The following is a 26,080-nucleotide window of genomic DNA, read 5'->3' on the forward strand; positions in this document are numbered from 1 at the left end:
GCGGCAAACACCCGCGGCCGGGGCCTGTCCCCTTACCCCGTCAGAGCCCCAGCTCCCGCCGGAAGAACGCCAGTTCCTGCACCATGATCTTCTCCCGCACCCCACCCGGGGTCATGTGAGTGACCCCAGGCAGAGCCAGCAGCTGATGGACCCGCCCCGCATCCGTCAGCGCCTGCGACAACCGCAGCGTGTGCGAAGGATGCACGTTGTCGTCGGCCAGCCCCGTCACCAGCAGCAGCGGCCGCGAGAGCCCCGGCGCGTCCGCGAGCAGCGAGTCCCGCTCGTACACCTCGGGGTGCTGCGCCGGCAGGCCCAGGTACCGCTCGGTGTACGCGGTGTCGTAGTGCCGGAAGTCGGTCGGCGCAGCCCCCGCGGCGGCCGCGTGGAAGACGTCCGGCCGCCGCAGCACCGCGAGCGCGGACAGGTATCCGCCGTACGACCACCCGCGGATCCCGACCCGGTCCAGGTCGAGGTCGGCGTGGAGCTCCCCGAGCGAGAGCAGGGCTGCGACCTGGTCGTCCAGGGTGACGTCCGAGAACCCCCGGTACATGGCGTGCGTGAACCGCGGGGAGACGTACGCCGTGCCCCGGTTGTCGATGGTCACCACGGCGAAGCCCTGGTCGGCCCACCACTGCCGGTGCTGCCAGCGCCGCGGCTCCGCGCAGACGTCCTGTGCGCCGGGGCCGCCGTAGCTGTCGAGCAGGACGGGCAGCCGGGTGCCGGGTACGTGCCCGCGCGGCAGCACGAGCGCGGTGGGGATCCGGTGCTCGGTGACCCGCTCCAGCACCGGGACCACCCGGTACGGCATCGGCTGCGAGTAGTCCTGCGGAGTGAACTCCCGCCCGTCCGCGCTCCGCAGGACCCGCCGGATCCCGTCCGCGTCGGCGGAGGTGAGCAGCAGTGCCCCGCCGGATCCCTGGACAGAGTGGACTCCGGGGCCGTCCGCGAGCGGGCTCAGCTCGCCGGAGTCCGGATCGAGGAAGAACACCTGCTGTTCGGAGGGGTCGCGCCGGGCGCCCTCGATCAGCAGCCGGTCCCCGTGGGCCCCGGCCACCCGGCGGACCTGGAGCCCGTCGCCGGTCAGGAGGACCCCGTCCACCGCGAGCCCGCGGGCGGCGCCGTCGGGGGTGTCGGCGCTGGTCAGCATCCGCCCGTCGGGGAGCCGGGCCGGGGTGCCGGGGACCATGGGGTCCACCCACCGGGGGTCGGTGGTGCGCGACAGCTCCCGGGTCCGCCCGGTGGCCGGGTCGGCGGAGAGCAGCAGGACGTGCTGCTGGAGCCGGTCCTGCACGGTCAGCAGGACCTCCCCGGGCGATTCCCAGCCGGCGTCGGAGAGGTACGGGGAGGCCGCCGCGTCCCAGTCGAGCCGTACGGGGTCGCGGCCCGGCCCGAAGACCCACAGCTGTACGTCCGCGTTGGGGCCGCCCGCCTCGGGGTACGCGAAGTCCTCGGCCGCCAGCTCCGGGTGCGCCGGGTCGGCGAACCAGCGCCGCTGGAGGGCGGATTCGTCGACGCGGGTGGCGAGCAGGCTCTGCCCGTCGGGGGACCACCAGTGCCCCCGGGAGCGCCCGAGCTCTTCGGCGGCGGCGAACTCGGCCACGCCCCAGCGGGCTCCGTCCTCGGGGCTGATCCGGCCGCCGGGGGCGGTGTACAGGGCGTCGTCGGCGACGTAGGCGATGCGGGAGCCGTCGGCGTCGGGGCGGGGATCGAAGGCGGGTCCGGCGACGGGGACCTCCTTGGGCTGAGCAGGCTGGGCGGGCTGCCCGGGCTCCGCGCCGGGTTCCGCTCCGGCCGGGCACGTGACCTCGTACAGCCGCCCGTACAGCGGGAACACGGCGCGCAGGCCGTCGCCGGAGAGCGCGTACGAGCCGATCCCGGCCGCCACGAGCCGGGTCCGTTCGCGCAGGCGGCGCTCGGCGACGGGCAGGGGCGGGGGTACGGCCCCGGGGGACAGGTCGGGGCACAGTTCGCGGGGGTCGGCGAGGCGGGTTTCGGCGCCGGTGGCGGTGTCCAGGACCCAGAGGGAGTCGAGGGGGTCGGTGGGTCCGGTGGAGCGGAGGAACCAGAGGAGCCGGCCTTCGTCGCCGAAGGCGAAGGCGCGCGGGGCGCCGTAGGTGAACCGGGCGGTGCTCGCGGAGAGCCTGAGGAAGTCATCCATGCGATCCATGGGGCCAGTGTGTCATGTGAAATACCACATAACACATGCCATATAGACTAGGCCGTTCGAGTGGTGACCCTTGGGGTACGGGCTTAGCGTCGAAAAGGTGGACCGGAACGCTACGCCGAGCAGCACCAGCACTGGGACCAACGGCAAGGTCCGAGGAAGCGGACACGGGCTCGCCCTGCTCGTGATCGCGTCCTGCCAACTCATGGTCGTTCTCGACATCACCATCGTGAACATCGCGCTGCCGCACATCCAGACGGCCCTCGGCTTCTCCACGGAGAGCCTGTCCTGGGTGGTCAACGCCTACACCCTCACCTTCGGCGGCCTGCTGCTCCTCGGCGGGCGCACCGGCGACATCCTCGGCCGGCGGCGCGTCTTCATGTTCGGCGTGCTGCTCTTCGGCCTGGCCTCGCTGCTGGGCGGACTCGCCCAGAACGCCGGCCAGTTGATGGGCGCCCGCGCCCTCCAGGGCGTCGGCGGCGCCATCGCCTCACCGACCGCGCTCGCACTGATCACCACCACCTTCAAGGAAGGCCCCGAACGCAACCGGGCGTTCGGCGTGTTCGCCGGCGTCTCGGCGGGCGGCGGCGCGATCGGACTGCTCGCGGGCGGCCTCCTCGTGGAGTGGCTCAACTGGCGGTGGGTGCTCTTCGTCAACGTCCCGATCGCCCTGCTGATCGCCCTGGCCACCCCCAAGGTGATCCGCGAGTCCGAACGCCATCCCGGACACTTCGACCTCGCGGGCGCCCTGCTCTCCACGATCGGCATGGTCGCACTGGTCTACGGGTTCATCCGCGCCTCCCAGGAGGGCTGGCGGGACGGGCTGACGCTGGTCTCCTTCGCGGCGGCCGTGGTCCTGCTCTGCCTCTTCGTCGTCAACGAGCGGCGCTCGCCGCAGCCGATCACCCCGCTCCACATGTTCGCGGACCGCAACCGGGCCGGGACCTACGCGATCATGCTCTTCTTCGCCTGCGCCATCTTCGGCATGTTCTTCTTCCTGACCCTGTTCGTGCAGAACGTGCTGGGCTTCAGCCCGCTGCGCGCCGGGCTCGCCTTCCTGCCGGTCAGCGCGATGGTCGCGGTGTTCGCGGGGATCACCTCCCAGTTGCTGCCGAAACTCGGCCCCAAGCCCTTCATGGTGTCGGGATCCCTGTGCGCGGCCGCCGGACTGGCCTGGCTCACGCAGACCGACATCCACTCGACGTACCTGGGCAGCATCCTGGGACCGATGCTGCTCTTCAGCGCGGGCATGGGCCAGCAGTTCGTGTCCCTCACCCTGATGGCGCTCTCGAACGTCCCCGACCGGGAGTCGGGCGCGGCCTCCGGGCTGCTCAACTCGATGCAGCAGGTGGGCGGCTCGCTCGGACTGTCCATCCTGGTCACGGTGTTCGGCACGGCCAGCCGCAACGAGGCCAAGGACCAGGTGGGTTCCTTCCTGCGCGACTCCACGCCGGATCAGAAGGCCTTCTTCGCACGCACCAAGCAGTTCCCGAAGCCGTGGAGCGACCAGGTCCTCACCTCGGGCGTCAGCGCCGCCTTCGTGGCGGCAGCCGCGTTCACCCTGGTCACGGCGCTGATCGCGCTCTTCGTCATCCAGGTCAGACCCTCGGACCTCGCCCGCCTCCAGGGCAACCACGCCCCGGCCCCGACGGCCCCGACGAAGACCTGACCTACGAGGGGAAGTTGGGGGACAGGGCCGCGCGCAGCCGGGCCGCGTCCCTCGGGGTGTCCATGCTCAGGGAGAGCCGGGAACCGTCGGGGAAGGCCAGGTCGACGCGGGTGCGGCGATGCGGTCGCGGGGAGCGGCGTGCGACGGCGGCCGTGACGTGGACCGGGCGGGATGCGGCCGAGCGGTCCCAGGGCGGGCGGACGGTCAGCTTGCCCGGCTCCCCGCCGAAGGTCGCGCGGGGGCCGGGGCCGTCGCACTGCCAGCGCGTCCAGTGGAACCCGTACAGCACCAGGGCGAGCGACCCGGCCTCACTGCGCCAGCCGCCGCGCAGGGCCGGGCCGTGCAGCAGCCGGCCGGCCAGCCGGGCGGCGCGCTCCACGGGGTCCAGGAGCGCGGCCGCGGCGTCGGCGAGGTCGTCGGGCAGGGCGGTCAGGAACCGGAAGGGGAAGAACCCGCGCAGCCGGCGCCACAGGGGAGGCCCGGCCGGGGCGCCCGGGAGCAGGGGGCGTGGTGGCCGGCGTACATACGGGGACAACCTCCCCGGAATCTCCTCTTCCATCGGGCCATGATGGCCGCAGGTGCCGGTACGAGTCCAGGCCCGGGGGCGGTTACGGCCGCGCGGTGTCCTCAGGCGGCGGTCAGGCGGCCTCGGGCGGCCTCAAGCCTCCTCGGGCGGCCTCAGGCGCCCACGCGCCGGATCCGGCAGCGCGCCGGGCCCAGGGTGTTCAGGGTGATCCCGGCGGAGACCGCGATCTCGGTGTCCACGGCCTCGAACTCGTACTCCCGCAGGATCATCGCCAGCGCGATCACCGACTCCAGCATCGAGAAGTGCTGACCGATGCAGGCGCGCGGGCCCCCGCCGAAGGGGAACCAGGCGTAGCGGGGCCTTTCCGCCTCCGCCTCCGGGGTGAACCGGTCGGGGTCGAAGCGCTCCGGGTCCGGCCAGTACCGGGGGTGGCGGTGGGTCACCCACGGAGCCAGGATCACGTCCGCGCCCGCCGGGATGGTGTGGCCGTCCACCTCGGCCGCCGCGACCGAGCGGCGGCCGATGACCGGGGCGGCCGGGTAGAGCCGCATGGCCTCCTTGAGCACCTGGGTGAGGTACGGGAGGCGGTCGAGGTCGGCGGCCCCGGGCGTACGGTCGCCCAGGACCTCGGCGATCTCGGCACGGGCCCGGTCCTGCAACTCGGGGTGGCGGGCCAGCAGATGGAGGGAGAAGGAGAGCGAGGTGGCGGTCGTCTCGTGTCCCGCGAGCAGGAAGATCAGTACCTGTTCGCGCAGTTCGGTGGCGTCGAACTCGGCGTCCTGCGTGCTGGTGGCGGCCGCGAGCAGCGACAGCAGGTCCTCGGCCTCGCCCTTGCCCTCGGCGCCGGTGGCGCGGGCATCGGCGGCGGGACCTCCCCGGCGCTCGGCGACGATCTTGTCGCAGACCCCGTACAGCTCCTCCAGCGCGGCCGCCGCCCGCTTGTTGCCCGGAGTGGGCCAGGTGCGGGGGACGTTCACGGGGGAGTAGCCGCGGCGCAGCACGTACTCCGTGATGACCGGAAAGCACCGGTCCACGACGTCGACGGTGGCTTCCACGTCGGCGCCGAAGAGGATCCGGGCCACCGCGCGCAGCGCGAGCACCATCATCTCGTCCGAGACGTCGACGATGCCGTCCGTGGACCGCTCCCAGGAGCTGAGGGTCGACGCGGTCTCCGAGGCGACGGCCTCGGCGTACCCGTCCACCCGGCGCTTGGTGAACAGCGGCTGGACCAGCCGCCGTTGGCGCAGGTAGTCCTCGTCCTGGCTGGTCAGCAAGCCGTTGCCGAGGGCGTCCCGGACCTCTTGGTAGACGGCGTTGTCCTTGCGGAAGTTGGCCGCCTGCGAGGCCAGCACCTGCTGGACCCCCTCCGCCGAGAACACGCAGGTCAGCTCGGCGCGCAGTCCCGGCGGACCGGCCGTGATCCGGACGACGTCGCCGTGCTCGTGGTGCGCGCGCAGATACGTACCGAGCGAATCCGCCCTGAGGTCGGCGAGGGACCCGAGCAGTGGTGCGCCCGCGAGCCGGGGGATCTCCTTGGCGGTTTCCGCGCCTGTCCGTGCTGCTTCCGTTGCTGCCATGGCTCCGCCCTCAGAACTGTGCCGACGGGCCGATTGTCCCGGCGGGCGCGGCCCCGGGGGAGGGGTGCCGCGGCATCCGGCCGAATACCGCCGTCGCGCGCAACCCCGCGGCCGGCTCTCCGGCCCGCCGCCCCCGGTTGCCCGCCCGCCCCCGGCTTTCCTACTTGTCGCAGGCGATGCCGTCGTTGTCCCGGTCGAGGTGCTTGCCGTAGCCGGGCTGGCCGCGCCGGATGGGGGCGGCGCCGGCGGCCTTGGCCTCGTCGCAGTTCTTGTAGGTGACGTCCTTGGGGCCTGGAGCCGGAGTCGGGCTGGACTTCGGCTTCGGGACACCCGGGGTCGGGGTCGACGGGCGGCTCGGGGCCTTCGTCGGGTGCAGGGTGGCGCCCGCCTGCTCCGGGCACGGGATTCCGGGCGCGGCGAGGGAGATCTCGACGGAGGTGGTGGCCGTCACGGGAGTGCCCGCCGCCGGAGTCTGGAAGCAGACCGCCCACTGCGGGTGGTAGGAGGCCAGCGGGACGTCGGCGTACGCGCTGCGGACCTCGGCCGCCTTGGTGATCACCTGCTTGACGAGGATCTCGGCCTCTGTGTGGGTCTTGCCGACGAGCGCGGGCATGGCGGCCTCGGGGGCAGAGCTCGCAGTGGGCGCGGCCGCACCCGGCTTGTCGGAACCCTTCGAGGCGCCCGAGCCCTGGCATCCGGCGACGAGCAGTGCGACGGCCCCCACAGCGCCCGCTATGGCGACGCCCCGACGATGAAACATGAATGACCCCCCAGATCAACGGCATGCAGCCGCCACAGCTTAGTCACGCGGGTGATCGCGCTCCGGCGAAGGATCGTTCCGCCTCCAACTCGACCCGCACTCAAGGGAGTCGGGCCATGGCGGCCGACACGCTCACCTTCGGGTGAGGATCCCCCTGCGGGCGGCGCGAGGCCGCCAGGGTGAGCCCATGATCACTCCCGCACCCTTGCCCACTTCCCCCACGCCCACTTCCACCCCCGCTTCCGCTCCCCTTTCCGCTCTGCGCCGCCGTGTCGTCGTCCTCGCGACCGTCCTCGCGGCAGCCTTGCTGCCGCCGGTTTCCGCCTCCGCCTCCGTCCACGCGGCGGCGCCCGCGAACTCCTGCCCCCGGGTCCAGAACCACCTCTTCGCCGCCGCCGACGCCAGTGTGGAGATCGAGCGGATCACCCCGTCCCCGTCCTGGCGGATCAACTGCAAGCAGCTCTACCGCTCGGACGGCCGCCCGCCGGAGGTGGTCTTCGAGGAGGGCTTCCTCCCCAGGGACGTCCGCAACGGCCAGTACGACATCGAGAGTTACGTCCTGGTCAACCAGCCCTCCCCGTACGTCTCCACGACCTATGACCACGACCTGTACAAGTCCTGGAAGAGCGGCTGGAATTACTACATCGACGCCCCCGGCGGGGTGGACGTCAACCAGACCATCGGCGACACCCACAAGTACGCCCGCCAGGTCGAAGTCGCCTTCCCGGGCGGCATCGACCGCTCGTTCATCGTGGCCGTCTGCCGGGTCGACACGGTGAAGAAGGTCGAGATCATGGACGAGTGCCAGGACAACCCGCACTACGAGCCCTGGCGCACCAACTACCCGGGCTGACCCACCGCCTCGCAGAAGCGGCCGGACGGAACGCCGTAGTCCGCCCCGTCCGCTCCTACGGGCGCGGGGCGGCGCTCTGCGTGGGTAGGGGCGTGGGCGAGGCACTCGCCGAGAGCGTGTTCATGGGCAGGACCGTAAAAGGTTCCCGCCTGCGGGAAGGTCAACCCCCGTCTCGCGGAGCGGGTGCATCACCGACCGGCCCGAGCGGCGCCCAGGAAGGCGTCCAGTGAAGCCTGTTGGGTGGCGAGACCCGCGATCCGCTCCACGAGCCGGTCGCGGTACTCCTCCACCTCCGCCAGGAACTGCGGGCATATCCCGCGCGGGCTGGTCTTCGGGGTGATGTAGGGCAGCACTTCCTTGATCAACCGCATGGGCAGCCCCGATTCCACCAGGAAGCGGATGACGCGGACCCGGTCGATGGCGGCGCGGCAGTAGTCCCGGTAGCCGTTGGCGCCCCGTTCGGGGACGACCAGCCCCTCCTCCTCGTAGTACCGCAGCGTCCGGGCACTGACACCACTGGCCTTCGCGGCTTCACTGATCCTCATGTCCCGCACAACACGCCGGAGTTACGGGATCTTCCAGCGGACGGCCGCGGGACCGGGCGACGGCTACGCGCCCACACTCTCCACGAGATGGGCGAGCGCCGTCTCGGCGTCCTCGGCGAAGAAGACCAGGTCGGCCAGGGGTACGGGCAGGAACCCCTCCTCCTCCATCCGCCGGAACTGCGTCTTCAGTCCGTCGTAGAACCCGGCCGTGTTGAGGAGCACCACCGGCTTCGTGGTCTTTCCGTGCTTCTTGAGCTCCAGGATCTCGGTGGCCTCGTCCAGCGTCCCGGTCCCGCCGACCAGGATCGCGACCGCGTCGGCCTTGGCCAGCAGCAGCGCCTTGCGTTCGGCGAGGTCACGGGCGATCACCATTTCGTCGGCGTCCTTGCGGGCGCTGGCCGCCAGGAAGTCGACCGATACGCCCACGAGCCGTCCCCCCGCCGCCTGCACGCCGTCCGCGACGACCTTCATCAAGCCGCTCTCGGAGCCGCCCCACACCAGCGTGTGACCGCCCTTCCCGAGGAGCTCGGCGAACTCCCGGGCCGGCCCGGTGTAGCGCTCGTCGAGGTCGGCGGCCGAGAGGAAGACGCAAATGTTCATGCGCCAACACTACGAGCAGCCCCGTGCCGCATCGAGAGGTGGCCTTCTCGTACATGCTGCGCACCGCCCGGCAGACCTGGCGGGTGGGCGCCGGCCGGGTGCTGCGTGGCCGCACAGCGTCCAGCCGTGTCCGGAGGCACTGTCCGGATCGCTGTTTCGTGCCAGGGGCAGTGTGATAGTGGTAGCGGTTGACGGTGGACCGAGCGGGGGAGTCGGAGACGTGCGCGATCCGTTGGAGAACGTGGAACTCACGGAGGCCGTACAGGGCTTGCGGGATCAGCTGATGGCCTCGGTGCACGCCGCGGACGGCCAGCGGATCAGGTTCGAGGTCGACGAGATCACTCTGGACTTCTCGGTCGAGCTGCGGCGCGACGCGACGGCCAAGGCGGGGTTCAAGGCCTGGGTGGTCTCCGGCAACGCCCAGGTGGGGGTGGCGCAGAACGCCGTCCACAAGGTGTCCGTGAAGCTGAAGCCGAAGGACTCGGTCAACGGCGGGCCGATCGAGATCGGACATCAGGCCGAAGTCGACCTGGGTGACTTCGAACACCCCTCCGGACTGCGCGGCGGATGAGCGCCCGGTCCATCGAACGCATCGCCATCGTCCAGGGAGCGCGGCAGGGCAGCGGCTTCCTACTGGACTCCCGCCTGGTGCTCACCTCGGCGCACCTGTTCGAAGCGGAGGGCGGGGCTGCTCGCGTCGCCGTCCCCGGAGGGACGGGGACCCGCAGCTGCCGCCTCGTGTGGCGCCGCTACGACGAGTCGTGCGACGCGGCCCTGCTCGAAGCGGACGAAGACCTGGTCGGGGACGCCACGACGTGCCGGATGTCCGACGTCCTGTGGGGCCGGACAACCGGCCTGGCCGCCTGGGAGAACTGCGAAGCGGTGGGCTACCCGCGGATCTCGCTCCGGGACGGATCCCGGCCGGACACCGAGCAGATCGTGGGCACCCTGAAGCCGGGTTCGTCCGTCCTGCGCGGCCGCTACGTCCTGGACAGTTCCCACGCCCCGCCGCCCGCGGCCGGCACCCCCGGCACATCGCCGTGGCAGGGGATGTCGGGCGCCGCGCTCTTCGCCGGCGAGTATCTGATCGGCGTGGTCTGCGGAGACCCGGGGCAGTGGGCTCACGCACGGGTGGAAGCCGTTCCCATCTCCGTCGTGGTGGCCGATGCCGGCTTCCAGCGGGCGGTGGAGGCAGCTGTTGGGCTGCGGCCCGAGGTGGTGGAGATCGGCAGGCCTGCGCCGCAGGTGGTGCACGAGGCCTCCGCTTCCTGCGAAGGCGACTGGCTCCCTGTCGCCGACGCCCACCCGGTCTCCTTCGGGGTTCATCGCGCGCCGGACGCCGCCGGCCACCCGGACGTCGTGCAGTACGTGCCGCGCTGCTTCGATGCGCAGGTGGACGCCCGGCTCGAAGCGCTGGCGGAAACGGGCGGCATGCTGCTGCTGACAGGGGATTCGGCCGCGGGCAAGTCGAGGGCCCTGTTCGAAGGCATGGTCCGCAATTTCCGGGACCGGTCGGTCTGCAAGCCGGACCCCGACGTCGACCTGTCCTTCCTGCACTCTTCCTCCGGAAGCGATCACGAGAAGGTCGTATGGCTCGACGACCTGCACAACTACCTGCGTTCCGACGGGCTGACGCCGTCCTTGCTCGACCGGCTCGTCCGCCGCGGCACGGTAGTGCTCGCCACGCTGCGCACCGAGTTCCACGAGCACTACACGGATGAGGAGGACGGCCCTTCGCTCTCGCGGGGCACCGGGCCGCGCCTGCCGTCCTCGCCGGGCAGAGTGATCCGCGCGGCGCATCACATCACCCTGGACCGGATCTGGACCGACGACGAGCGGCGGGCCGCGTCGTCGCGCGAGGATCCGCGCATCGTTGCGGCACTGAACGCCGACAGGGCGCACGGGGTGGCGGAGTACCTCGCGGCGGGACCGCAGGTCCTCAAGCGGTGGAAGGCCGCTTCCCGGGTGAAAGGCAACCCCCGGGGTGCCGCTCTCGTCGCAGCCGCCGTCGCCCTCGCCCGGACAGGTGTGGACACTGCGCTGGCGCCGGAGTCCCTGGAACGCCTCCACGCGCACTTCCTCGACCAGGCGGGCGGCCCGGCCCTGCGGCCGGAAGGCATGGCGGAAGCCTGGGACTGGGCGTCCAGGATCGTGCTGGGCGTGACCAGCCCCCTGGTCCCGGGCCGGGGAGGAACGTGGAAGCCGTTCGACTACCTCGTGTCCGACGCCGCGCGCCGGTCCCGTCCGAGCGAGCTCCCGGTACAGGTGTGGGACGAGGCCCTGCGCATCGTGGACGACACGCGCCGTGTGCTGGTGTCGACCGTCGCCAAGGTGGCGGGCCGGCCGGACGTGGCCAAGGAGGTGCTCCGCCCCCTCGCGGAGGCGGACGATCCCGACGGCCTGGTCAACCTGGGGGCGCTGCTGGCCGCGGAGAAGGACTATGACGGTGCCGGCCGCTGCTTCGAACGCGTCTTCTGCCTGGGCGACCCCAACGGGGCTCACAACATGGGTGCCCTGTCCTTCGCGAGGGGGGATCTGGAAGCGGCACGGGAGTGGTACGAGCGTGCCATCGAGGGCGGGGAGAGGGAGTCGATCGGCGCCCTCGGCCTGGTCCACGAGAAGCTGGGCAACCAGGACGAGGCGATAGCGCTCTGGAAGCGCGGTACCGAGGCCGGCGATCCCGGGAGCGCACTGCACTACTCGGACTGGCTGAGGTCGCAGTGGCAGTCGGACGAAGCCGTCGAGGCCCTGAGGGTTGCCGCGGACGGCGAGATCCCGCTCGCCGCGCTCTCGTACGCCGGCGTCCTGCTGCGCAGAGAAGACCACGAGACGGCGAACGCCTATGTCTCGCGTGCCTACGATGCGGCGGTCAGGCAGGGGAATCTGGGCGACCCCATCGGCTGCCTGATGGCCGGCGTGACTTCGTACTTCTTCGGCGACGTCCGGTTGGGGGCGGAGTGGTGGAGCCGCGCACGGGAGCACGGCCACCCCTCGGCCTGGGTGGTCCTGGAGGCCGAGGACGGCTCGGCCGGACTCCCGCACCTGGCCTTCAGCCAGGACTGCCTGGACAGACTCGGGCAGGAGGAAGCCCGTTCCCTCATGCAGTTGCTCTGGGCCGGAGACTGCCAGGACTGCGGATACCCGCTGGGCGACGGTGTTCCGGCACTCCACGTGGACGAGCACTACGGCTGGGCCGACGCACGGCTCTTCCACTTCGGACTGTGCCGGTATCCGCACTGGAACGATTCGGCCCTGATCAATGTGGCCAAAGAAGCGGGTGTCAACTGGAGGGCCTTCGCCGCCGGGGTGCCCGCGGGGGATGGGAACGACCTGCTCGTTCCCACTCTGGTGGTCAACCCCTCTCTCGAGGTGGCGCAGTTGGTCCAGAGCGGGGACCGCTGGACGGCCACGTCCGCCTACGGGCCCCGCTCGGCCTTCGCTGAAGCGCTCGACCTCCAGCCGCTGTGGTCCGGATTGCCGCCCAGGTCGTCCGACGGGCTTGCGGGGGCATTCACCGGTCCCGGTGAGGTCGCGGTGGCAACGCTCGGCCAGGTCTGGGCCGCTCCTGCGATCGAGGAGTTCATCGCACTGGTGCAGCAGCACGGAGGAATGCTGCTCATCGTGGCGAGCACCGTCGGACCTGATTCCCCGGCCGGCGTGGAAGTCCTGACAGATGCTCTGGAGGCCTGGGACTCGATGACGAGGTGGGTCCCTCTGCGTCCGCCTCCCCCCGACTGACCCGTCGGGGGAAGGCCCTCCAGCCGGGTGCCCGGCGAACCCCTAGATGTCGCGGAAGATTTCGATCTGGGCGCCGACCGAGTTGAGGCGTTCCGCCAGTTCCTCGTAGCCGCGGTTGATGACGTAGACGTTGCGCAGGACCGAGGTGCCCTCGGCGGCCATCATCGCCAGGAGGACGACGACCGCCGGGCGCAGGGCCGGGGGGCACATCATTTCTGCCGCGCGCCAGCGGGTCGGGCCCTCGACCAGGACGCGGTGGGGGTCCAGGAGCTGGAGGCGGCCGCCGAGGCGGTTGAGGTCCGTGAGGTAGATGGCGCGGTTGTCGTACACCCAGTCGTGGATCAGGGTCTGGCCCTGGGCCACGGCCGCGATGGCCGCGAAGAACGGGACGTTGTCGATGTTCAGCCCGGGGAAGGGCATCGGGTGGATCTTGTCGATCGGGGCTTCGAGTTTTGAGGGGCGGACCGTGAGGTCGACCAGGCGGGTGCGGCCGTTGTCCGCCGTGTACTCCGCCGAGCGGTCGTGGTCGAGGCCCATCTCCTCCAGGACCGCGAGCTCGATCTCCATGAACTCGATCGGGACCCGGCGGATGGTGAGTTCGGATTCCGTGACGACCGCCGCGGCCAGCAGGCTCATCGCCTCGACCGGGTCCTCGGAGGGGGAGTAGTCGACGTCCACATCGATGTTCGGGACGCCGTGGACCGTCAGGGTCGTGGTGCCGACACCGTCCACCCGGACGCCGAGGGCCTCCAGGAAGAAGCACAGGTCCTGGACCATGTAGTTGGACGAGGCGTTGCGGATGACCGTGGTGCCGTCGTGCCGGGCGGCGGCCAGCAGCGCGTTCTCGGTGACGGTGTCCCCGCGCTCGGTCAGCACGATCGGGCGGTCCGGGGAGATCCCGGCCTCGACCTGGGCGTGGTAGATGCCCTCGGTCGCGGTGATGTCCAGGCCGAAGCGGCGCAGGGCGATCATGTGCGGCTCGATGGTGCGGGTGCCGAGGTCGCAGCCGCCCGCGTACGGCAGCTTGAAGTGGTCCATCCGGTGGAGGAGGGGACCGAGGAACATGATGATGCTGCGGGTGCGGCGGGCCGCGTCCGCGTCCATGGCGTCCATGTCGAGGCGGGCCGGCGGTACGAGTTCCAGGTCGACGCCGTCGTTGATCCAGCGGGTGCGGACGCCGATGGAGTTCAGGACCTCCAGGAGGCGGTAGACCTCCTCGATGCGGGCGACGCGGCGCAGCACCGTACGGCCCTTGTTGAGCAGCGAGGCGCACAGCAGGGCCACGCACGCGTTCTTGCTCGTCTTGACGTCGATCGCGCCGGACAGGCGGCGGCCGCCGACCACGCGCAGGTGCATCGGGCCGGCGTAGCCGAGCGAGACGATTTCGCTGTCGAGGGCTTCCCCGATGCGCGCGATCATTTCGAGGCTGATGTTCTGGTTGCCGCGCTCGATCCGGTTCACGGCGCTCTGGCTGGTTCCGAGCGCGTCGGCGAGTTGACTCTGTGTCCAGCCCCGGTGCTGCCGGGCGTCACGGATGAGCTTGCCGATGCGTACGAGGTAGTCGTCTCCCATGGCTGCACCGTATCTCAGATATGAGATGACGCTCGCGCTGGGTGCGGCAGACGGGTGTCAGGCGGGTGCCAGGCGGGTGTTACCCGGCGTCAGCTCCCATGCCTGGGCCGGAGTGCGCGTGGTGGTCGACGATCCGGCCGAGCAGTCGGGTGAGCTGCTCGCGCTCGGGTGCGGACAAAGGGGACAGCAACTCTTCCTGGGCCGCGGCGAGCAGCTGTTCCAGCTTGCGCAGCCGGCGCCGGCCGAGCGGTGTGAGGGTGATGACGTTGCGCCGCCGGTCGGCGGGGTCGGGGGTCCGCTCGACCAGTTCGCGTTCCGCGAGTTCGTTGATGACGGCGACCAGGTCGCTGCGGTGGATGCCGGTGCGGCCGCTCAGGGTGGCCTGGCTGGCGGGTCCGAACTCGTCCAGGGCGACCAGGGCCGCGTAGTGCCATTTGCGGGCATCCGCCCCGTTCAGTCCCTCGATGACGAACCGCTGGGCGTGCGCCGAGGCCTGTGCGAGCAGTCGGCTGGGCAGTTCCCGGAGCCGTGCCGGGACGGCGGCGGCGGCCTGCTCCTCTTCCGTGGTCATGCCGGGATCCTACCTCTTGCGTTGGTGACACTAACGATCTAAATTCATTCGTGCCGCTAACGTTTGTGGCACTAACGTTTGTCACGCCAACGAAATGAGAGGGGCCTTCCATGCCCACGATCGACGTACTCGACTCGACGATGCACTACGAGGAACTGGGCGCGGGGGCCGAGGGCGCCGCCATCGTCTTCCTGCACGGCAACCCCACCTCCTCCCACCTGTGGCGCGGGGTGCTGCCCCGGATCGGCGGCGCGGCCGGAGCCGGAGCCGGGACCGGGGTCCGCGTCCTCGCCCCCGACCTCATCGGCATGGGCCGCTCCGGCAAGCCGGGCGGCGACTACCGCTTCGCCGACCACGCCCGCTACCTCGACGCCTGGTTCGAAGCCATGGGACTGGACGAGGTCGCCCTCGTCGGCCAGGACTGGGGCGGGGCGCTCGCCTTCGACCGGGCGGCCCGGCATCCGGAGGGGGTCCGCGGCATCGCCTTCATGGAGACGATCCTGCGGCCGATGAGCTGGGAGGAGTTCCCGCCCGCCGCCCGCTCCCGCTTCGAGGCCCTGCGCACGCCGGGCACCGGAGAGGAGATGGTCCTCGACCACAACCTCTTCATCGAGGACGGGATCTCCAGGACGATCCTGTCCGGCCCGCTCGCCGAGGCGGACCACGCCGTCTACGCCGCCCCCTACCCGACGCCCGAAACCCGTCGGCCCATGCTCCAGTGGGCCCGCTCCATGCCGCTCGACGGTGAACCCGCCGACGTCGTCAGCCGGGTAAAGGAGTACGACGCCTGGCTGTCCGCCAGCCCCGAAGTCCCCAAGCTGCTCCTCACCTTCGACGGCTCGCCCACCCTGATGATCGGCTCCGGGGAGGTCGAGTGGTGCGCGCGGAACGTCTCGGCGCTGGAGACCGAGTACTGCGGCGCCGCCGCCCACCTCTGCCCGGAGGACCGGCCCGAGGAGATCGCCGCGGCCGTCACGGCCTGGATCGCCCGCCACGGCCTCGCGGGTTGAGGCGCCCGAGCCCCGAGCCCCGAGCCCCGAATCCCGAGCCCCGGGCGCCTCAACCCCTCAACGCCGACCCTCAACCCCTCAGTGCCCGCAGGCGTGGTGCCTGCCACCGGCGTGCACCGACGCGTACGCGGCCGGGCGCGGGCCCGAAGCGGCGCCCGCCACCCGTGCCGAAGCGGCCCGCCCCGACGCCGAATCCGCGTCGTGCACCACGCGGCCCCCGACCAGGGTCAGCCGGACCCCCGTGTCGCTGATGTCGGCCACCGGGCAGCGCGTCACGTCCCGGTCCAGCACCACCAGGTCCGCCGCCTTCCCGGCCTCCACCGTGCCCGTCAGCTCCTCCTGGCGCAGTTGCCACGCCGTTCCCGACGTGTGCATCCGCAACGTGGTGTCCCGGCTCAGCGCCTCCTGCTCCGGGTGCAGCGCGCCCGACCCGAAGGCGCCCTGCCGGTCGATCGCCGTCCGCAGCTGGTTCCACACCTGAAGGGCGTCCACGGGCCAGTCGGAGCCGCCCGTCAGCCGCGCCCCCGCCTTCTCCAGGCTGCGCGCCGGGTACATCCACCGGTGCCGCTCGGGCCCGATGTAGGGGAGCAGCGCCTCCATCGTCCAGGTGTCCTCGCTCGCCCACTGGAGCTGCATGCACGCCGCGACACCCAGCTGCGCGAAGCGCCGTAGGTCCGCCGGGTCCACGATCTGCAGGTGGGCCACCGCGTTGCGGGCGTCCCTGCTGCCCGTCACCCGCCGGGCGTACGCGTACCCGTCCAGGGCGGTCCGTACCGCCCGGTCCCCGAGCCCGTGGGCGTGCATCTGCCAGCCCGCCCGGTTGAAGGCGGCGCTGAGCCGGCCGTAGTCGGCCGCCGAGGTGTAGAGCTCGCCCCGGTTCCCGGTCGGCCTGCCGTTCCCGTCGAGGTACGGCTCCAGCAGCGCGGCCGTCTGCGCCGGGTACTCGATGACCCCGTCGAGGAACACCTTGATCATCCCGAACCGGAGCCCCCCGACCCCCTCGAACTCCCGCCGCAGCCCCCGCGCGTAGGCCAGCGAGGCGGCCGGGTCCTTGGCCTGCTCCGCGTCCAGCCGGATCGCCGGCACGATCCGCTGCGGCAGCCTGCCCGCCGCCGAGAGGGCCTGGTACAGCTCCAGCTCGTGCCGCCCGACCAGGGCGTCCATCATCGTCGTCACCCCGGACGCGGCCGCCAGCTCCAGCACCTTGGCGCAGGCCGCGACCAGTTCGGCCCGGGTGGGCTCCGGCACGTGGCGCTTCACCAGGCCCTGCGCGTCGTCCTTGAGGACACCCGTGGGCCTGCCGTCGGCGCCCTTGACCACCTGGCCGCCGACCGGGTCGGGGGTGGCCGCCGTGATCCCGGCGATGTCCAGGGCCCGCTGGTTGGCCCACAGGTTGTGCCCGTCGCCGCCGACCAGGGCGATCGGCCGCCGGGTCGGCAGGGCGTCCAGCATGTCGTGGTGCGGAAGGGTGCCCGAGGGCAGCAGTCCGACCGGGTTCCAGTCCTCCACCACCAGCCAGCGGTCCGGCTCGGCGGCCGCGCCGCCCGTGTCGGCGAGGAAGCCGGTCAAGATCGCTTGGAGGTCGGCCAGGGTGGTTTCCGCGCTCTCCAGGGAGGGGGAGAGCGAGCGCTCGCCCGCGCCGAGCGGGTGCACGTGCCCGTCGTGGATGCCGCTCATCACGGTGTTGCCGCGGGCGTCGACCACCTCGGTGTCCCGGCCGATGTACCGGCGCAGGGCCGCGTCGGTCCCGGTGGCCAGGATCTTCCCGTCCCGCCCGACCGCGACGGCCCGTACGGGCGCCCGGCCGCCGGTCCCGGTGTACACCGAGGCGTTGTGGACCACCAGGGCGGCCGAACCCCGCCCGGCGGAAGGGGCGGCGGAGGCGGGGGCCGCGCCCAGCAGGCCCGCGGCGCCGGCGGCCCCTGCGGCAGCCCCGGCGGCGAGGAGCCCCCGGCGGGACAGGGGGGAGGAAGAAGACTGCATGCCCACTCCAAACGTTGGTGTGGCCAGGACGCTGTTTGATTAAGGGCTTAACCAGAACCCGGTTCCACCGACGAAATCCGTACGATGGCGCCGTGCCCACCCCCGCCCCCGGCCTCTTCCCCGGCCCCGTGCCCACCCCGATGCCCGCGCCCGCCCCCGTACCCGGTCCGACCCTCGCCGACATCGCGCGCGCCGCCGAGGTGTCCACCGCGACGGTCTCGCACGCGCTCAACGGCACCGGCCGGCTCGGCGAGTCCACCCGCCGCCGGGTCCGCGAGGTGGCCGGCGCCCTCGGCTACGGCGCCCGGCGCGGCCCGCACAACCGCAGCCTCGGCGTCGCGGTGACCACGTACGCGGGCTTCGCCTGGGACTTCGCGCGGATCGCCTACTTCTCCCGGCTGCTCACCGCCGCCACCTCGGCCGCCCACGCCCACGGCTACGCCCTGACCACCCTGCCCGCCGACCGGGGCGCCGAGCCGCTGTGGCACCAGCTCGCGGTGGACGGGATGCTGCTGCTCGACACCCCGGCCGACGACCCGGTGCTGCGCGCGCTGCGGGCGCGCGGCCTGCCGGTGGTCTTCGACGGGCGGCCTCCCGATCCCCGGCCGGGGGACGTGTGGGTGGACAACGACCACGCCGCCACCACCCGCGAGGTACTGGACCACCTGGCGGGATCCGGCGCCCGGCGGATCGCCCTGCACTCGGGGTACGGCCGGGAGTTCTACACCGAGGCCGTCACCTCAGCCTATGAACACTGGTGCGCCTCGCACGGCCGGGCTCCGCTCGTGGTCCCCTTCGACCCGAACGACGCGGCCGGGCACGCCTTCGACCCCGCCTTCGCGGGATCGGACCGGCCCGACGCCGTCTACTGCGTATACGACCCGGGGGGCCGCCAGGTGCTGGCCGCGGCCGCCCGCCACGGCATCCCGATACCGGGGCGGGCGGGGAGCGCCGGATCCGGGGTGGACGGCCTGCTGCTGGTGTGCGCGAGCGAGGATCCGGCCTACGCCGAGAACGAACCCGCCGTGACCACCGTCACCTTCGATCCGGACCGGATCGCCGCCACGGCCGTGTCAGTGCTGGTCAAGCTCGTCGAATCCGGACATGTGGAATCGCCCGGCCAGCTGACGGTACCGGCGGGGCTGCGGGTGCGTGCCTCGTCCCAGCCCCCGCACATGTACTAGAGTTATCTCGACATCGAGATATCTGCCCAGGACGTACCGCAGCCGCCCCGCTGGTAAGGGTTACCTAACTTAGCCTCACCTTAGCGGATCGGCCGGAGTGCCGCGCGGCAGGATTGCGGTAATACGCGCGAATTCATGCATGAAGGAGACTGTCGTGTCGGCGAACAGCTTCGACGCCCGCAGCACGCTGCAGGTGGGCGACGAGTCGTACGAGATCTTCAAGCTGGACAAGGTAGAGGGCTCTGCCCGCCTTCCCTACAGCCTGAAGGTCCTGCTGGAGAACCTGCTCCGTACCGAGGACGGCGCGAACATCACCGCCGACCACATCCGGTCGCTCGGAAACTGGGACTCGCAGGCCCAGCCCAGCGAGGAAATCCAGTTCACGCCGGCCCGCGTGATCATGCAGGACTTCACCGGCGTCCCCTGCGTCGTGGACCTCGCCACCATGCGCGAGGCCGTGAAGGCCCTCGGCGGCGACCCGGCGAAGATCAACCCGCTCTCGCCCGCCGAGATGGTCATCGACCACTCGGTCATCGCCGACAAGTTCGGCACGAAGGAAGCCTTCGCGCAGAACGTCGAGCTGGAGTACGGCCGCAACAAGGAGCGCTACCAGTTCCTGCGCTGGGGCCAGACCGCCTTCGACGACTTCAAGGTCGTCCCCCCGGGCACCGGCATCGTCCACCAGGTCAACATCGAGCACCTGGCCCGCACGGTCATGGTCCGTAACGGCCAGGCGTACCCCGACACCCTCGTCGGCACCGACTCGCACACCACCATGGTCAACGGCCTGGGCGTGCTGGGCTGGGGCGTCGGCGGCATCGAGGCCGAGGCCGCGATGCTCGGCCAGCCGGTCTCCATGCTGATCCCGCGCGTCGTCGGCTTCAAGCTGACCGGCGAGCTGCCGGCCGGCACCACCGCCACCGACCTCGTGCTGACCATCACCGAGATGCTCCGCAAGCACGGCGTCGTCGGCAAGTTCGTCGAGTTCTACGGCCAGGGCGTCGCCGCCACCTCGCTGGCCAACCGCGCCACCATCGGCAACATGTCGCCGGAGTTCGGCTCCACCGCCGCGATCTTCCCGATCGACGACGAGACGCTGAAGTACCTGCGCCTGACCGGCCGCGACGCCCAGCAGGTCGCGCTCGTCGAGGCCTACGCCAAGGCCCAGGGCCTGTGGCTGGACCCGGCCGCCGAGCCGGACTTCTCCGAGAAGCTGGAGCTCGACCTCTCCACGGTCGTCCCCTCCATCGCCGGCCCGAAGCGCCCGCAGGACCGCATCGTCCTCGCCAACGCCTCGCAGCAGTTCGCCCTGGACGTGCGCAACTACGTCGAGGACGACGACGAGGCGGGCAAGGAGTCCTTCCCGGCCTCCGACGCCCCGGCCTCCACCAACGGTGTGCCGAGCCGCCCGACCCTGGTCACCCTGGCCGACGGCACCTCCTTCGAGATCGACCACGGCGCCGTCACCGTCGCCGCGATCACCTCGTGCACCAACACCTCGAACCCCTACGTCATGGTCGCCGCGGCGCTCGTGGCGAAGAAGGCCACCGAGAAGGGCCTGACCCGCAAGCCGTGGGTCAAGACCACGCTGGCCCCGGGCTCGAAGGTCGTCACCGACTACTTCGACAAGGCCGGTCTGACCCCGTACCTGGACAAGATGGGCTTCAACCTCGTCGGGTACGGCTGCACCACCTGCATCGGCAACTCCGGTCCGCTGGACGAGGAGATCTCGAAGGCGATCAACGAGCACGACCTCGCGGTCACCTCGGTCCTCTCGGGCAACCGCAACTTCGAGGGCCGCATCAACCCCGACGTCAAGATGAACTACCTGGCCTCCCCGCCGCTGGTCGTCGCGTACGCCATCGCGGGCTCCATGAAGGTGGACATCACCAAGGACGCCCTGGGCACGGACCTCGAGGGCAAGCCGGTCTTCCTCGTGGACATCTGGCCCTCCGAGGCCGAGGTCAACGACGTCGTGGCGAACGCCATCGGCGAGGACATGTTCAGCAAGTCCTACCAGGACGTCTTCGCGGGCGACGCCCAGTGGCAGGCGCTGGAGATCCCGACGGGCAACACCTTCGAGTGGGACCCGCAGTCCACCTACGTGCGCAAGCCCCCCTACTTCGAGGGCATGACGATGGAGACCACCCCGGTCTCCGACATCGCCGGCGCCCGTGTGCTGGCGAAGCTGGGCGACTCGGTCACCACCGACCACATCTCCCCGGCCGGTGCGATCAAGGCCGACACCCCGGCCGGCAAGTACCTCACGGAGCACGGCGTCGAGCGCCGCGACTTCAACTCGTACGGTTCCCGCCGCGGCAACCACGAGGTCATGATCCGCGGTACCTTCGCCAACATTCGCCTCCGCAACCAGATCGCGGCCGGCACCGAGGGCGGCTTCACCCGCGACTTCACCGTCGAGGGCGCGCCGGTCTCCTTCATCTACGACGCCTCGCAGAACTACCAGGCCGCCGGCATCCCGCTGGTCATCCTGGCGGGCAAGGAGTACGGCTCGGGCTCGTCCCGCGACTGGGCGGCCAAGGGCACCGCGCTGCTCGGTGTCAAGGCCGTCATCGCGGAGTCCTACGAGCGCATCCACCGCTCGAACCTGATCGGCATGGGTGTTCTCCCGCTCCAGTACCCCGAGGGCGTCACGGCGGCCTCCCTGGGCCTCACGGGTGAAGAGACCTTCTCCTTCACCGGTGTCGAGGAGCTGAACAACGGCACCACCCCGCGCACGGTCAAGGTCACCACCGGGACGGGTGTGGAGTTCGACGCGGTCGTCCGCATCGACACCCCGGGTGAGGCGGACTACTACCGCAACGGCGGCATCATGCAGTACGTGCTCCGCAACCTCATCCGCGGCTAAGCACATCTGCGGCTGAGCACATACCGGCACCAAAGGGCCGTACCTCCGTTAAGGGGGTACGGCCCTTCCGTTTTTGCGGGCGGCTCCGACGGTGCTGGTCAGGTGACGGTGAGGTCTCAACTCGGAAAAGCCGGGGCGCATACCGGTACATGATCTTGCTCACAGGAGCGGAAGTGGACTATACCTGTGCCCGTCCGGGTCGCCGCGAAACGAGCGGCTCCGGACGGGGGGATGGCGGGGACCTGCGGTTATGTCCGCATGCGCGGCAACAGCCGTACTTTCCTTCCTCCTTCACACTCCTGACGAAGGCGAGGACTTGAGCATGGGATCCACCTCCGCCCACGGCGAGAACAGCAACGGTGAGGGCCTCGGCCGCCGGGACCTGATCAAGCGCTCCGCGGCACTCGGACTGATCGCCGTACCGACGATGAGCTTCCTGTCCGCCTGCGCTTCGGGCTCCGACGACGCGACCACCAAGGGCAACGAGTCCAAGGTCGCGGTCACCAAGGAGAACCCGTTCGGCGTCGCCAAGGGCAGCAAGCTCGACGTGGTCGTCTTCAAGGGCGGTTACGGCGACGACTACGCCAAGGCCTGGGAGGCGGCGTTCGACAAGAAGTGGGGCACCACTTCCTCCCACCTCTCCACCCAGGAGATCACCTCCAAGCTGCAGCCGCGCTTCAACGGCGGCAACCCGCCGGACGTCGTCGACGACTCGGGCGCCCAGCAGATCAAGCTGGACGTGCTCGTCAAGGGCGGCCAGGCCGCGGACCTCACCGCGGTGCTCGACGCGCCCTCGCTCGACGACCCGAGCAAGAAGGTCCGCGACACCCTGATTCCCGCGGCCATCGAAGGCGGCATGATCGGCGGCAAGTTCGTCGCCCTGCAGTACGTCTACACCGTCTGGGGCCTGTGGTACTCGGGCAAGCTCTTCAAGGAGAAGGGCTGGACCCCGCCGAAGACCTGGCCCGAGTTCGTGGAGATCTGCAAGAAGGCCAAGGAAGCCGGCATCGGCGGCCTGGCCCACCAGGGCAAGTACCCGTACTACATCAACGTCGCCATCATGGACCTGATCGCCAAGAAGGGCGGCCTGGATGCCATGAAGGCGATCGACAACCTGGAGCCGAACGCCTTCGCGGACAACCCGGTGGCGCTGGAGGCCGTCGAGGCGATCTACGACATCGTCGAGAAGGACCTGCTGATGCCGGGCACCAACGGCCTGACGCACACCGAGTCCCAGACCCAGTGGAACCAGTACAAGGCCGCCTTCATCACCTCGGGCTCCTGGCTGGAGAACGAGCAGCTCAAGCAGACCCCGGAAGACTTCGACATGCAGTTCCTGCCGATGCCGGTGCTGCCCGGGAGCAAGCTGCCCTTCGAGGCCATCCGCGCCGGCGCCGGCGAGCCCTTCATCGTCCCGGAGAAGGCCGCGAACAAGGCCGGCGGCCTGGAGTTCCTCCGCTCGATGCTGTCGCGCGAGTGGTCGACCCTCTTCGCCCAGCAGGCCAACTCCCTCACGGTCCTCAAGGACGGCGTGGACCCGTCGGTCAAGCTGCGCCCGGGTACCCAGTCGGCCGTCGCCGCGCTCAAGGCGGCCGGGGACAATACCTTCAACTACCGCTACGCGGACTGGTACAGCGAGATGGGCACGGAGATCGAGAACGCGTCCAATGAGCTGATGGCCAAGCGCATCCAGCCCAAGGAATGGATCAAGCGGGCCCAGGCTGCGGTAGACAAGGCCACCAAGGACCCGAACGCCAAGAACAACAAGCGCAGCTGACACCCGCGTCCACCGGTCACCCGGAACCACCAGGGACGGACACCATGAGCCACGTAGCAAACAGCAAGGGGCGGGGCGGCTTCATCGCCGGCTTCCTCATCCTGCCCCTCGCGTTGTACCTGACCTTTGTCATCTGGCCGTACATTCAGACGTTCGGCTATTCCTTCACCAACTGGACGGGTCAGTCACCGACTTTCGACTTCGTCGGGCTGGACAACTACTCGGCCCTGCTGAAGGACGAGGTCTTCCGCGGCGCACTGCTGCACAACCTGCTGCTCCTGGTGTTCGTCCCCACGGTCACCATTCTGATCTCCCTGTTCTTCGCCTTCATGCTGAACGCCGGTGGGCGCAGCGGAGCCGGCGGGGTCCAGGGGGTGGCGGGTTCCGCCCTCTACAAGGTGATCTACTTCTTCCCGCAGGTCCTCTCCCTCGCGATCCTGGCGGTGCTCTTCGGGGCCGTGTACCGCAGTGACGAGGGAGGGCTGCTGAATGGATTCCTCAGCAAACTGGGCCTGGTCGACCCGGCTCACCCCATCGAGTGGCTCAACCAGCCCAATCTCGTCCTCTGGTGCCTGCTGCTCGTAGTCGTCTGGCACGGGGTCGGCTTCTACCTCGTCCTCTTCTCGGCCGCCATGCAGTCGGTCCCCAAGGACATCTACGAGGCCGCGCTGCTCGACGGCGCGAAGCGCGCCCAGACCTTCTTCAAGGTCACGCTGCCCCTGCTGTGGGATTCTGTGCAGACTTCCGCGGTCTATCTGGGCATCGCCGCGATGGACATGTTCGTCCTCGTGTCGACCATGACCTCGGGGCAGTTCGGCGGCGGACCGGACCACCACAGTGAGGTCATGGCGACGGTGCTGATGCGTAACTTCCTCTACTTCGGCAAGGCCGGTTACGCCTGCGCCATGGGGGTCGTCATGCTCATCCTCACCCTGATCCTCTCCGCCATCACGCTGCGGGCCACTCGCCGCGAGCACGTCGAGTTCTAGCGGGAGACCACGATGACCACTGTGATCAAAGCACCGGGCGAGGCGGCCGCCGAGAAGCGCTCCGCCGCCTCCGGGCAGCCCCGCGGCCGCAAGAAGAGCGGTTCCGACGGGATGGTCCTCAACGTCTTCTCGCACGGCTTCCTCGCCGTGTGGGGGATATTGATCATCCTGCCGCTCATCTGGCTGGTGCTCGGTTCGTTCAAGACCGACGTGCAGATCGGCGAATCGGCCCTGAGCTGGCCGGCCAACTGGCACTTCGACGCCTTCCCCCGCGCCTGGAACAAGGGGATCGGGAGCTACTTCGCCAACACGCTGATCGTGATGGTGTTCTCGGTTCCGCTGACGATGCTGCTCGGCTCGATGGCCGCGTACGTCCTGGCCCGTTACCCCTTCCGGGGCAACCGTCCGATCTACTACTTCTTCGTCAGCGGGGCCATGTTCCCGGTCTTCCTGGCGCTCGTCCCGCTGTTCTTCATGGTGAAGCGGCTGGACATGCTCAACACGTACCAAGGTCTGATCCTGGTCTACGTGGCGTACTCGATGCCGTTCACCGTCTTCTTCATGCACTCCTTCTTCCGGACACTGCCGACGGCCGTGCACGAGGCAGCGGTGATCGACGGGGCCTCGCACACCCGGATCTTCTTCCAGGTGATGATGCCGATGGCCAAGCCCGGCCTGATCAGCGTCGGAATATTCAATGTCCTGGGGCAGTGGAACCAGTACATCCTGCCGTCCGTGCTGATGCAGCCGCAGACCGGATCGGACCCCGAGCGCTACATGCTCACCCAGGGCCTGATCCAGTTGCAGTACCAGATGGGCTACGAGACGGACCTGCCGGTGCTGTTCGCCGGTGTGACCATCGCGATGATCCCGATGCTGGTGGTCTACCTGTCCTTCCAGCGGCAGATCCAGGCCGGCCTGACCTCGGCCACGCTCAAGTAGCCTCAGGCCGAGGCCGACGGGTCGGGCACGACCGACCAGCTGACCGCCGAGACGGAGGGGTCGAGAGAGAGGTTGCTGACTGCTTCCTCGAGCATCCGGCCCCCCTCGCCCTCTGCGGTCAGCAGCGCGGACACCGTCACCAGGCCGGCCTCCGGGCCGTCCTGGCTGCGGATCGAGCGCAGCTGGTAGCCCGGCCGGCCGAGCGCGTCGACCAGCCGGTGGCGGATGTGGGCCTCCTCCGCCTCCAGGCACACCGCCTCGAAGTGGAAGTCGGTGGCGACCTCGGCCCCGCCGCTCGGGTCGCGGTCGAGGCGCCGGCCCAGCGGGCGCAGCAGGAGATTGGCCCCCACCACGCCCGCCGTGCCGAAGGCCGCCAGGACGAACATCCCGGTCCCGGCGAGGCAGCCCACCGCCGCCGAACACCACAGGGTGGCGGCCGTGTTCAGGCCCCGGACGCTGAGCCCGTCGCGCATGATCACGCCGGCGCCGAGGAAGCCGATCCCCGAGACGATCTGGGCGGCGACCCGCGAGCCGTCGTACTGGACCTCCGAGACCTCGCTCATGAATCCGTACTGCGAGAGCAGCACGAAGAGCGCAGCCCCGCCCGCCACCAGGGCGTTGGTCCGCAGACCCGCCATCCGGGCCCGCCACTGCCGTTCCAGGCCGATGGCCGCCCCGAATCCGAGCGCCGCGGCCAGGTGCCCGGCCATCTCCCATTCGGTGAGCATCATCGGCCCTCTCCCTTCTTCTG

Annotated in this window: 20 protein-coding genes; 10 read left to right on the top strand and 10 right to left on the bottom strand. The window is 70.5% G+C overall.

Annotation, left to right across the window (positions count from 1 at the left end; translation table 11 throughout):
* Positions 1 to 40: 40 nt before the first annotated feature.
* Positions 41 to 2,167, bottom strand: coding sequence for a S9 family peptidase (locus tag OG490_RS28575; RefSeq protein ID WP_330299133.1), 2,127 nt, complete (start codon positions 2,165 to 2,167; stop codon positions 41 to 43).
* Between the two features lie 97 nt (positions 2,168 to 2,264).
* On the opposite strand from OG490_RS28575, the gene OG490_RS28580 reads away from it, so the two are divergent.
* A complete protein-coding gene (locus OG490_RS28580; protein WP_330299134.1) occupies positions 2,265 to 3,833 on the top strand; it encodes an MFS transporter in 1,569 nt (522 codons plus the stop codon).
* Position 3,834: 1 nt separating this feature from the next.
* On the opposite strand, the gene OG490_RS28585 is transcribed toward OG490_RS28580, so the two are convergent.
* From OG490_RS28585 to OG490_RS28595, 3 genes are all read right to left on the bottom strand, one after another.
* A complete protein-coding gene (locus OG490_RS28585) occupies positions 3,835 to 4,392 on the bottom strand; it encodes a hypothetical protein (RefSeq protein WP_330299135.1) in 558 nt (185 codons plus the stop codon).
* 119 nt (positions 4,393 to 4,511) lie between these two features.
* Positions 4,512 to 5,936 (bottom strand): cytochrome P450, encoded by a 1,425-nt coding sequence (locus OG490_RS28590; protein ID WP_330299136.1) that lies wholly within the window; start codon positions 5,934 to 5,936, stop codon positions 4,512 to 4,514.
* 160 nt (positions 5,937 to 6,096) lie between these two features.
* Entirely contained in the window at positions 6,097 to 6,696 is a 600-nt protein-coding gene (locus OG490_RS28595) for an excalibur calcium-binding domain-containing protein (protein ID WP_330299137.1), read from the bottom strand.
* Positions 6,697 to 6,883: 187 nt separating this feature from the next.
* On the opposite strand from OG490_RS28595, the gene OG490_RS28600 reads away from it, so the two are divergent.
* Positions 6,884 to 7,549, top strand: a complete 666-nt coding sequence (locus tag OG490_RS28600; protein WP_330299138.1) for an ADP-ribosyltransferase — start codon at positions 6,884 to 6,886, stop codon at positions 7,547 to 7,549.
* 188 nt (positions 7,550 to 7,737) lie between these two features.
* On the opposite strand, the gene OG490_RS28605 is transcribed toward OG490_RS28600, so the two are convergent.
* Positions 7,738 to 8,094, bottom strand: a complete 357-nt coding sequence (locus tag OG490_RS28605) for a MerR family transcriptional regulator (protein ID WP_330299139.1) — start codon at positions 8,092 to 8,094, stop codon at positions 7,738 to 7,740.
* A gap of 63 nt (positions 8,095 to 8,157) precedes the next feature.
* Positions 8,158 to 8,694, bottom strand: a complete 537-nt coding sequence (locus OG490_RS28610) for a TIGR00730 family Rossman fold protein (RefSeq protein ID WP_330299140.1) — start codon at positions 8,692 to 8,694, stop codon at positions 8,158 to 8,160.
* A gap of 220 nt (positions 8,695 to 8,914) precedes the next feature.
* Here OG490_RS28610 and OG490_RS28615 point away from each other — a divergent pair, with 220 nt between their 5' ends.
* Both OG490_RS28615 and OG490_RS28620 read left to right on the top strand, forming a co-directional pair.
* Positions 8,915 to 9,265, top strand: a complete 351-nt coding sequence (locus tag OG490_RS28615) for a trypco2 family protein (protein WP_330299141.1) — start codon at positions 8,915 to 8,917, stop codon at positions 9,263 to 9,265.
* Positions 9,262 to 12,432: a tetratricopeptide repeat-containing serine protease family protein gene (locus OG490_RS28620; RefSeq protein WP_330299142.1), complete on the top strand. Its 3,171-nt coding sequence runs from the start codon at positions 9,262 to 9,264 to the stop codon at positions 12,430 to 12,432. The genes OG490_RS28615 and OG490_RS28620 overlap by 4 nt, the downstream gene beginning before the upstream one ends.
* Before the next feature lie 42 nt (positions 12,433 to 12,474).
* Here the strand turns inward: OG490_RS28620 and OG490_RS28625 are convergent, their stop codons facing one another.
* Positions 12,475 to 14,004 carry a helix-turn-helix domain-containing protein gene (locus tag OG490_RS28625; RefSeq protein ID WP_330299143.1) on the bottom strand — a complete coding sequence of 510 codons (1,530 nt, stop codon included), beginning with the start codon at positions 14,002 to 14,004 and terminating at the stop codon, positions 12,475 to 12,477.
* 79 nt (positions 14,005 to 14,083) lie between these two features.
* Entirely contained in the window at positions 14,084 to 14,575 is a 492-nt protein-coding gene (locus OG490_RS28630) for a MarR family winged helix-turn-helix transcriptional regulator (protein WP_330299144.1), read from the bottom strand.
* Positions 14,576 to 14,685: 110 nt separating this feature from the next.
* Between OG490_RS28630 and OG490_RS28635 the strand changes: the two genes are divergently transcribed.
* Positions 14,686 to 15,585 carry a haloalkane dehalogenase gene (locus tag OG490_RS28635; RefSeq protein WP_330299145.1) on the top strand — a complete coding sequence of 300 codons (900 nt, stop codon included), beginning with the start codon at positions 14,686 to 14,688 and terminating at the stop codon, positions 15,583 to 15,585.
* A 78-nt stretch (positions 15,586 to 15,663) separates the two neighbouring features.
* Here OG490_RS28635 and OG490_RS28640 read toward each other — a convergent pair whose 3' ends face one another.
* Positions 15,664 to 17,568: an amidohydrolase gene (locus OG490_RS28640; RefSeq protein ID WP_330299146.1), complete on the bottom strand. Its 1,905-nt coding sequence runs from the start codon at positions 17,566 to 17,568 to the stop codon at positions 15,664 to 15,666.
* Between the two features lie 92 nt (positions 17,569 to 17,660).
* Between OG490_RS28640 and OG490_RS28645 the strand changes: the two genes are divergently transcribed.
* The 5 genes from OG490_RS28645 to OG490_RS28665 all read left to right on the top strand — a co-directional run bounded on the left by OG490_RS28645 (position 17,661) and on the right by OG490_RS28665 (position 25,329).
* Complete coding sequence (locus OG490_RS28645; protein ID WP_330299147.1) at positions 17,661 to 18,752, top strand: LacI family DNA-binding transcriptional regulator; 1,092 nt, start codon at positions 17,661 to 17,663, stop codon at positions 18,750 to 18,752.
* 139 nt (positions 18,753 to 18,891) lie between these two features.
* Positions 18,892 to 21,621, top strand: coding sequence for an aconitate hydratase AcnA (gene acnA, locus OG490_RS28650; RefSeq protein WP_330299148.1), 2,730 nt, complete (start codon positions 18,892 to 18,894; stop codon positions 21,619 to 21,621).
* A gap of 322 nt (positions 21,622 to 21,943) precedes the next feature.
* Positions 21,944 to 23,398 carry an N-acetylglucosamine/diacetylchitobiose ABC transporter substrate-binding protein gene (gene ngcE, locus OG490_RS28655; RefSeq protein ID WP_330299149.1) on the top strand — a complete coding sequence of 485 codons (1,455 nt, stop codon included), beginning with the start codon at positions 21,944 to 21,946 and terminating at the stop codon, positions 23,396 to 23,398.
* Between the two features lie 44 nt (positions 23,399 to 23,442).
* Positions 23,443 to 24,387 (top strand): carbohydrate ABC transporter permease, encoded by a 945-nt coding sequence (locus tag OG490_RS28660; protein ID WP_330299150.1) that lies wholly within the window; start codon positions 23,443 to 23,445, stop codon positions 24,385 to 24,387.
* 12 nt (positions 24,388 to 24,399) lie between these two features.
* Positions 24,400 to 25,329 carry a carbohydrate ABC transporter permease gene (locus tag OG490_RS28665; protein WP_330299151.1) on the top strand — a complete coding sequence of 310 codons (930 nt, stop codon included), beginning with the start codon at positions 24,400 to 24,402 and terminating at the stop codon, positions 25,327 to 25,329.
* A gap of 2 nt (positions 25,330 to 25,331) precedes the next feature.
* Here the strand turns inward: OG490_RS28665 and OG490_RS28670 are convergent, their stop codons facing one another.
* The gene (locus OG490_RS28670; protein WP_330299152.1) at positions 25,332 to 26,060 is read right to left on the bottom strand and encodes an MgtC/SapB family protein; all 729 of its coding nucleotides are present in this window, start codon (positions 26,058 to 26,060) and stop codon (positions 25,332 to 25,334) included.
* Between the last annotated feature and the right edge of the window lie 20 nt (positions 26,061 to 26,080).

The sequence above is a fragment of the Streptomyces sp. NBC_00503 genome (genome assembly GCF_036346895.1).
GTDB lineage: Bacteria > Actinomycetota > Actinomycetes > Streptomycetales > Streptomycetaceae > Streptomyces.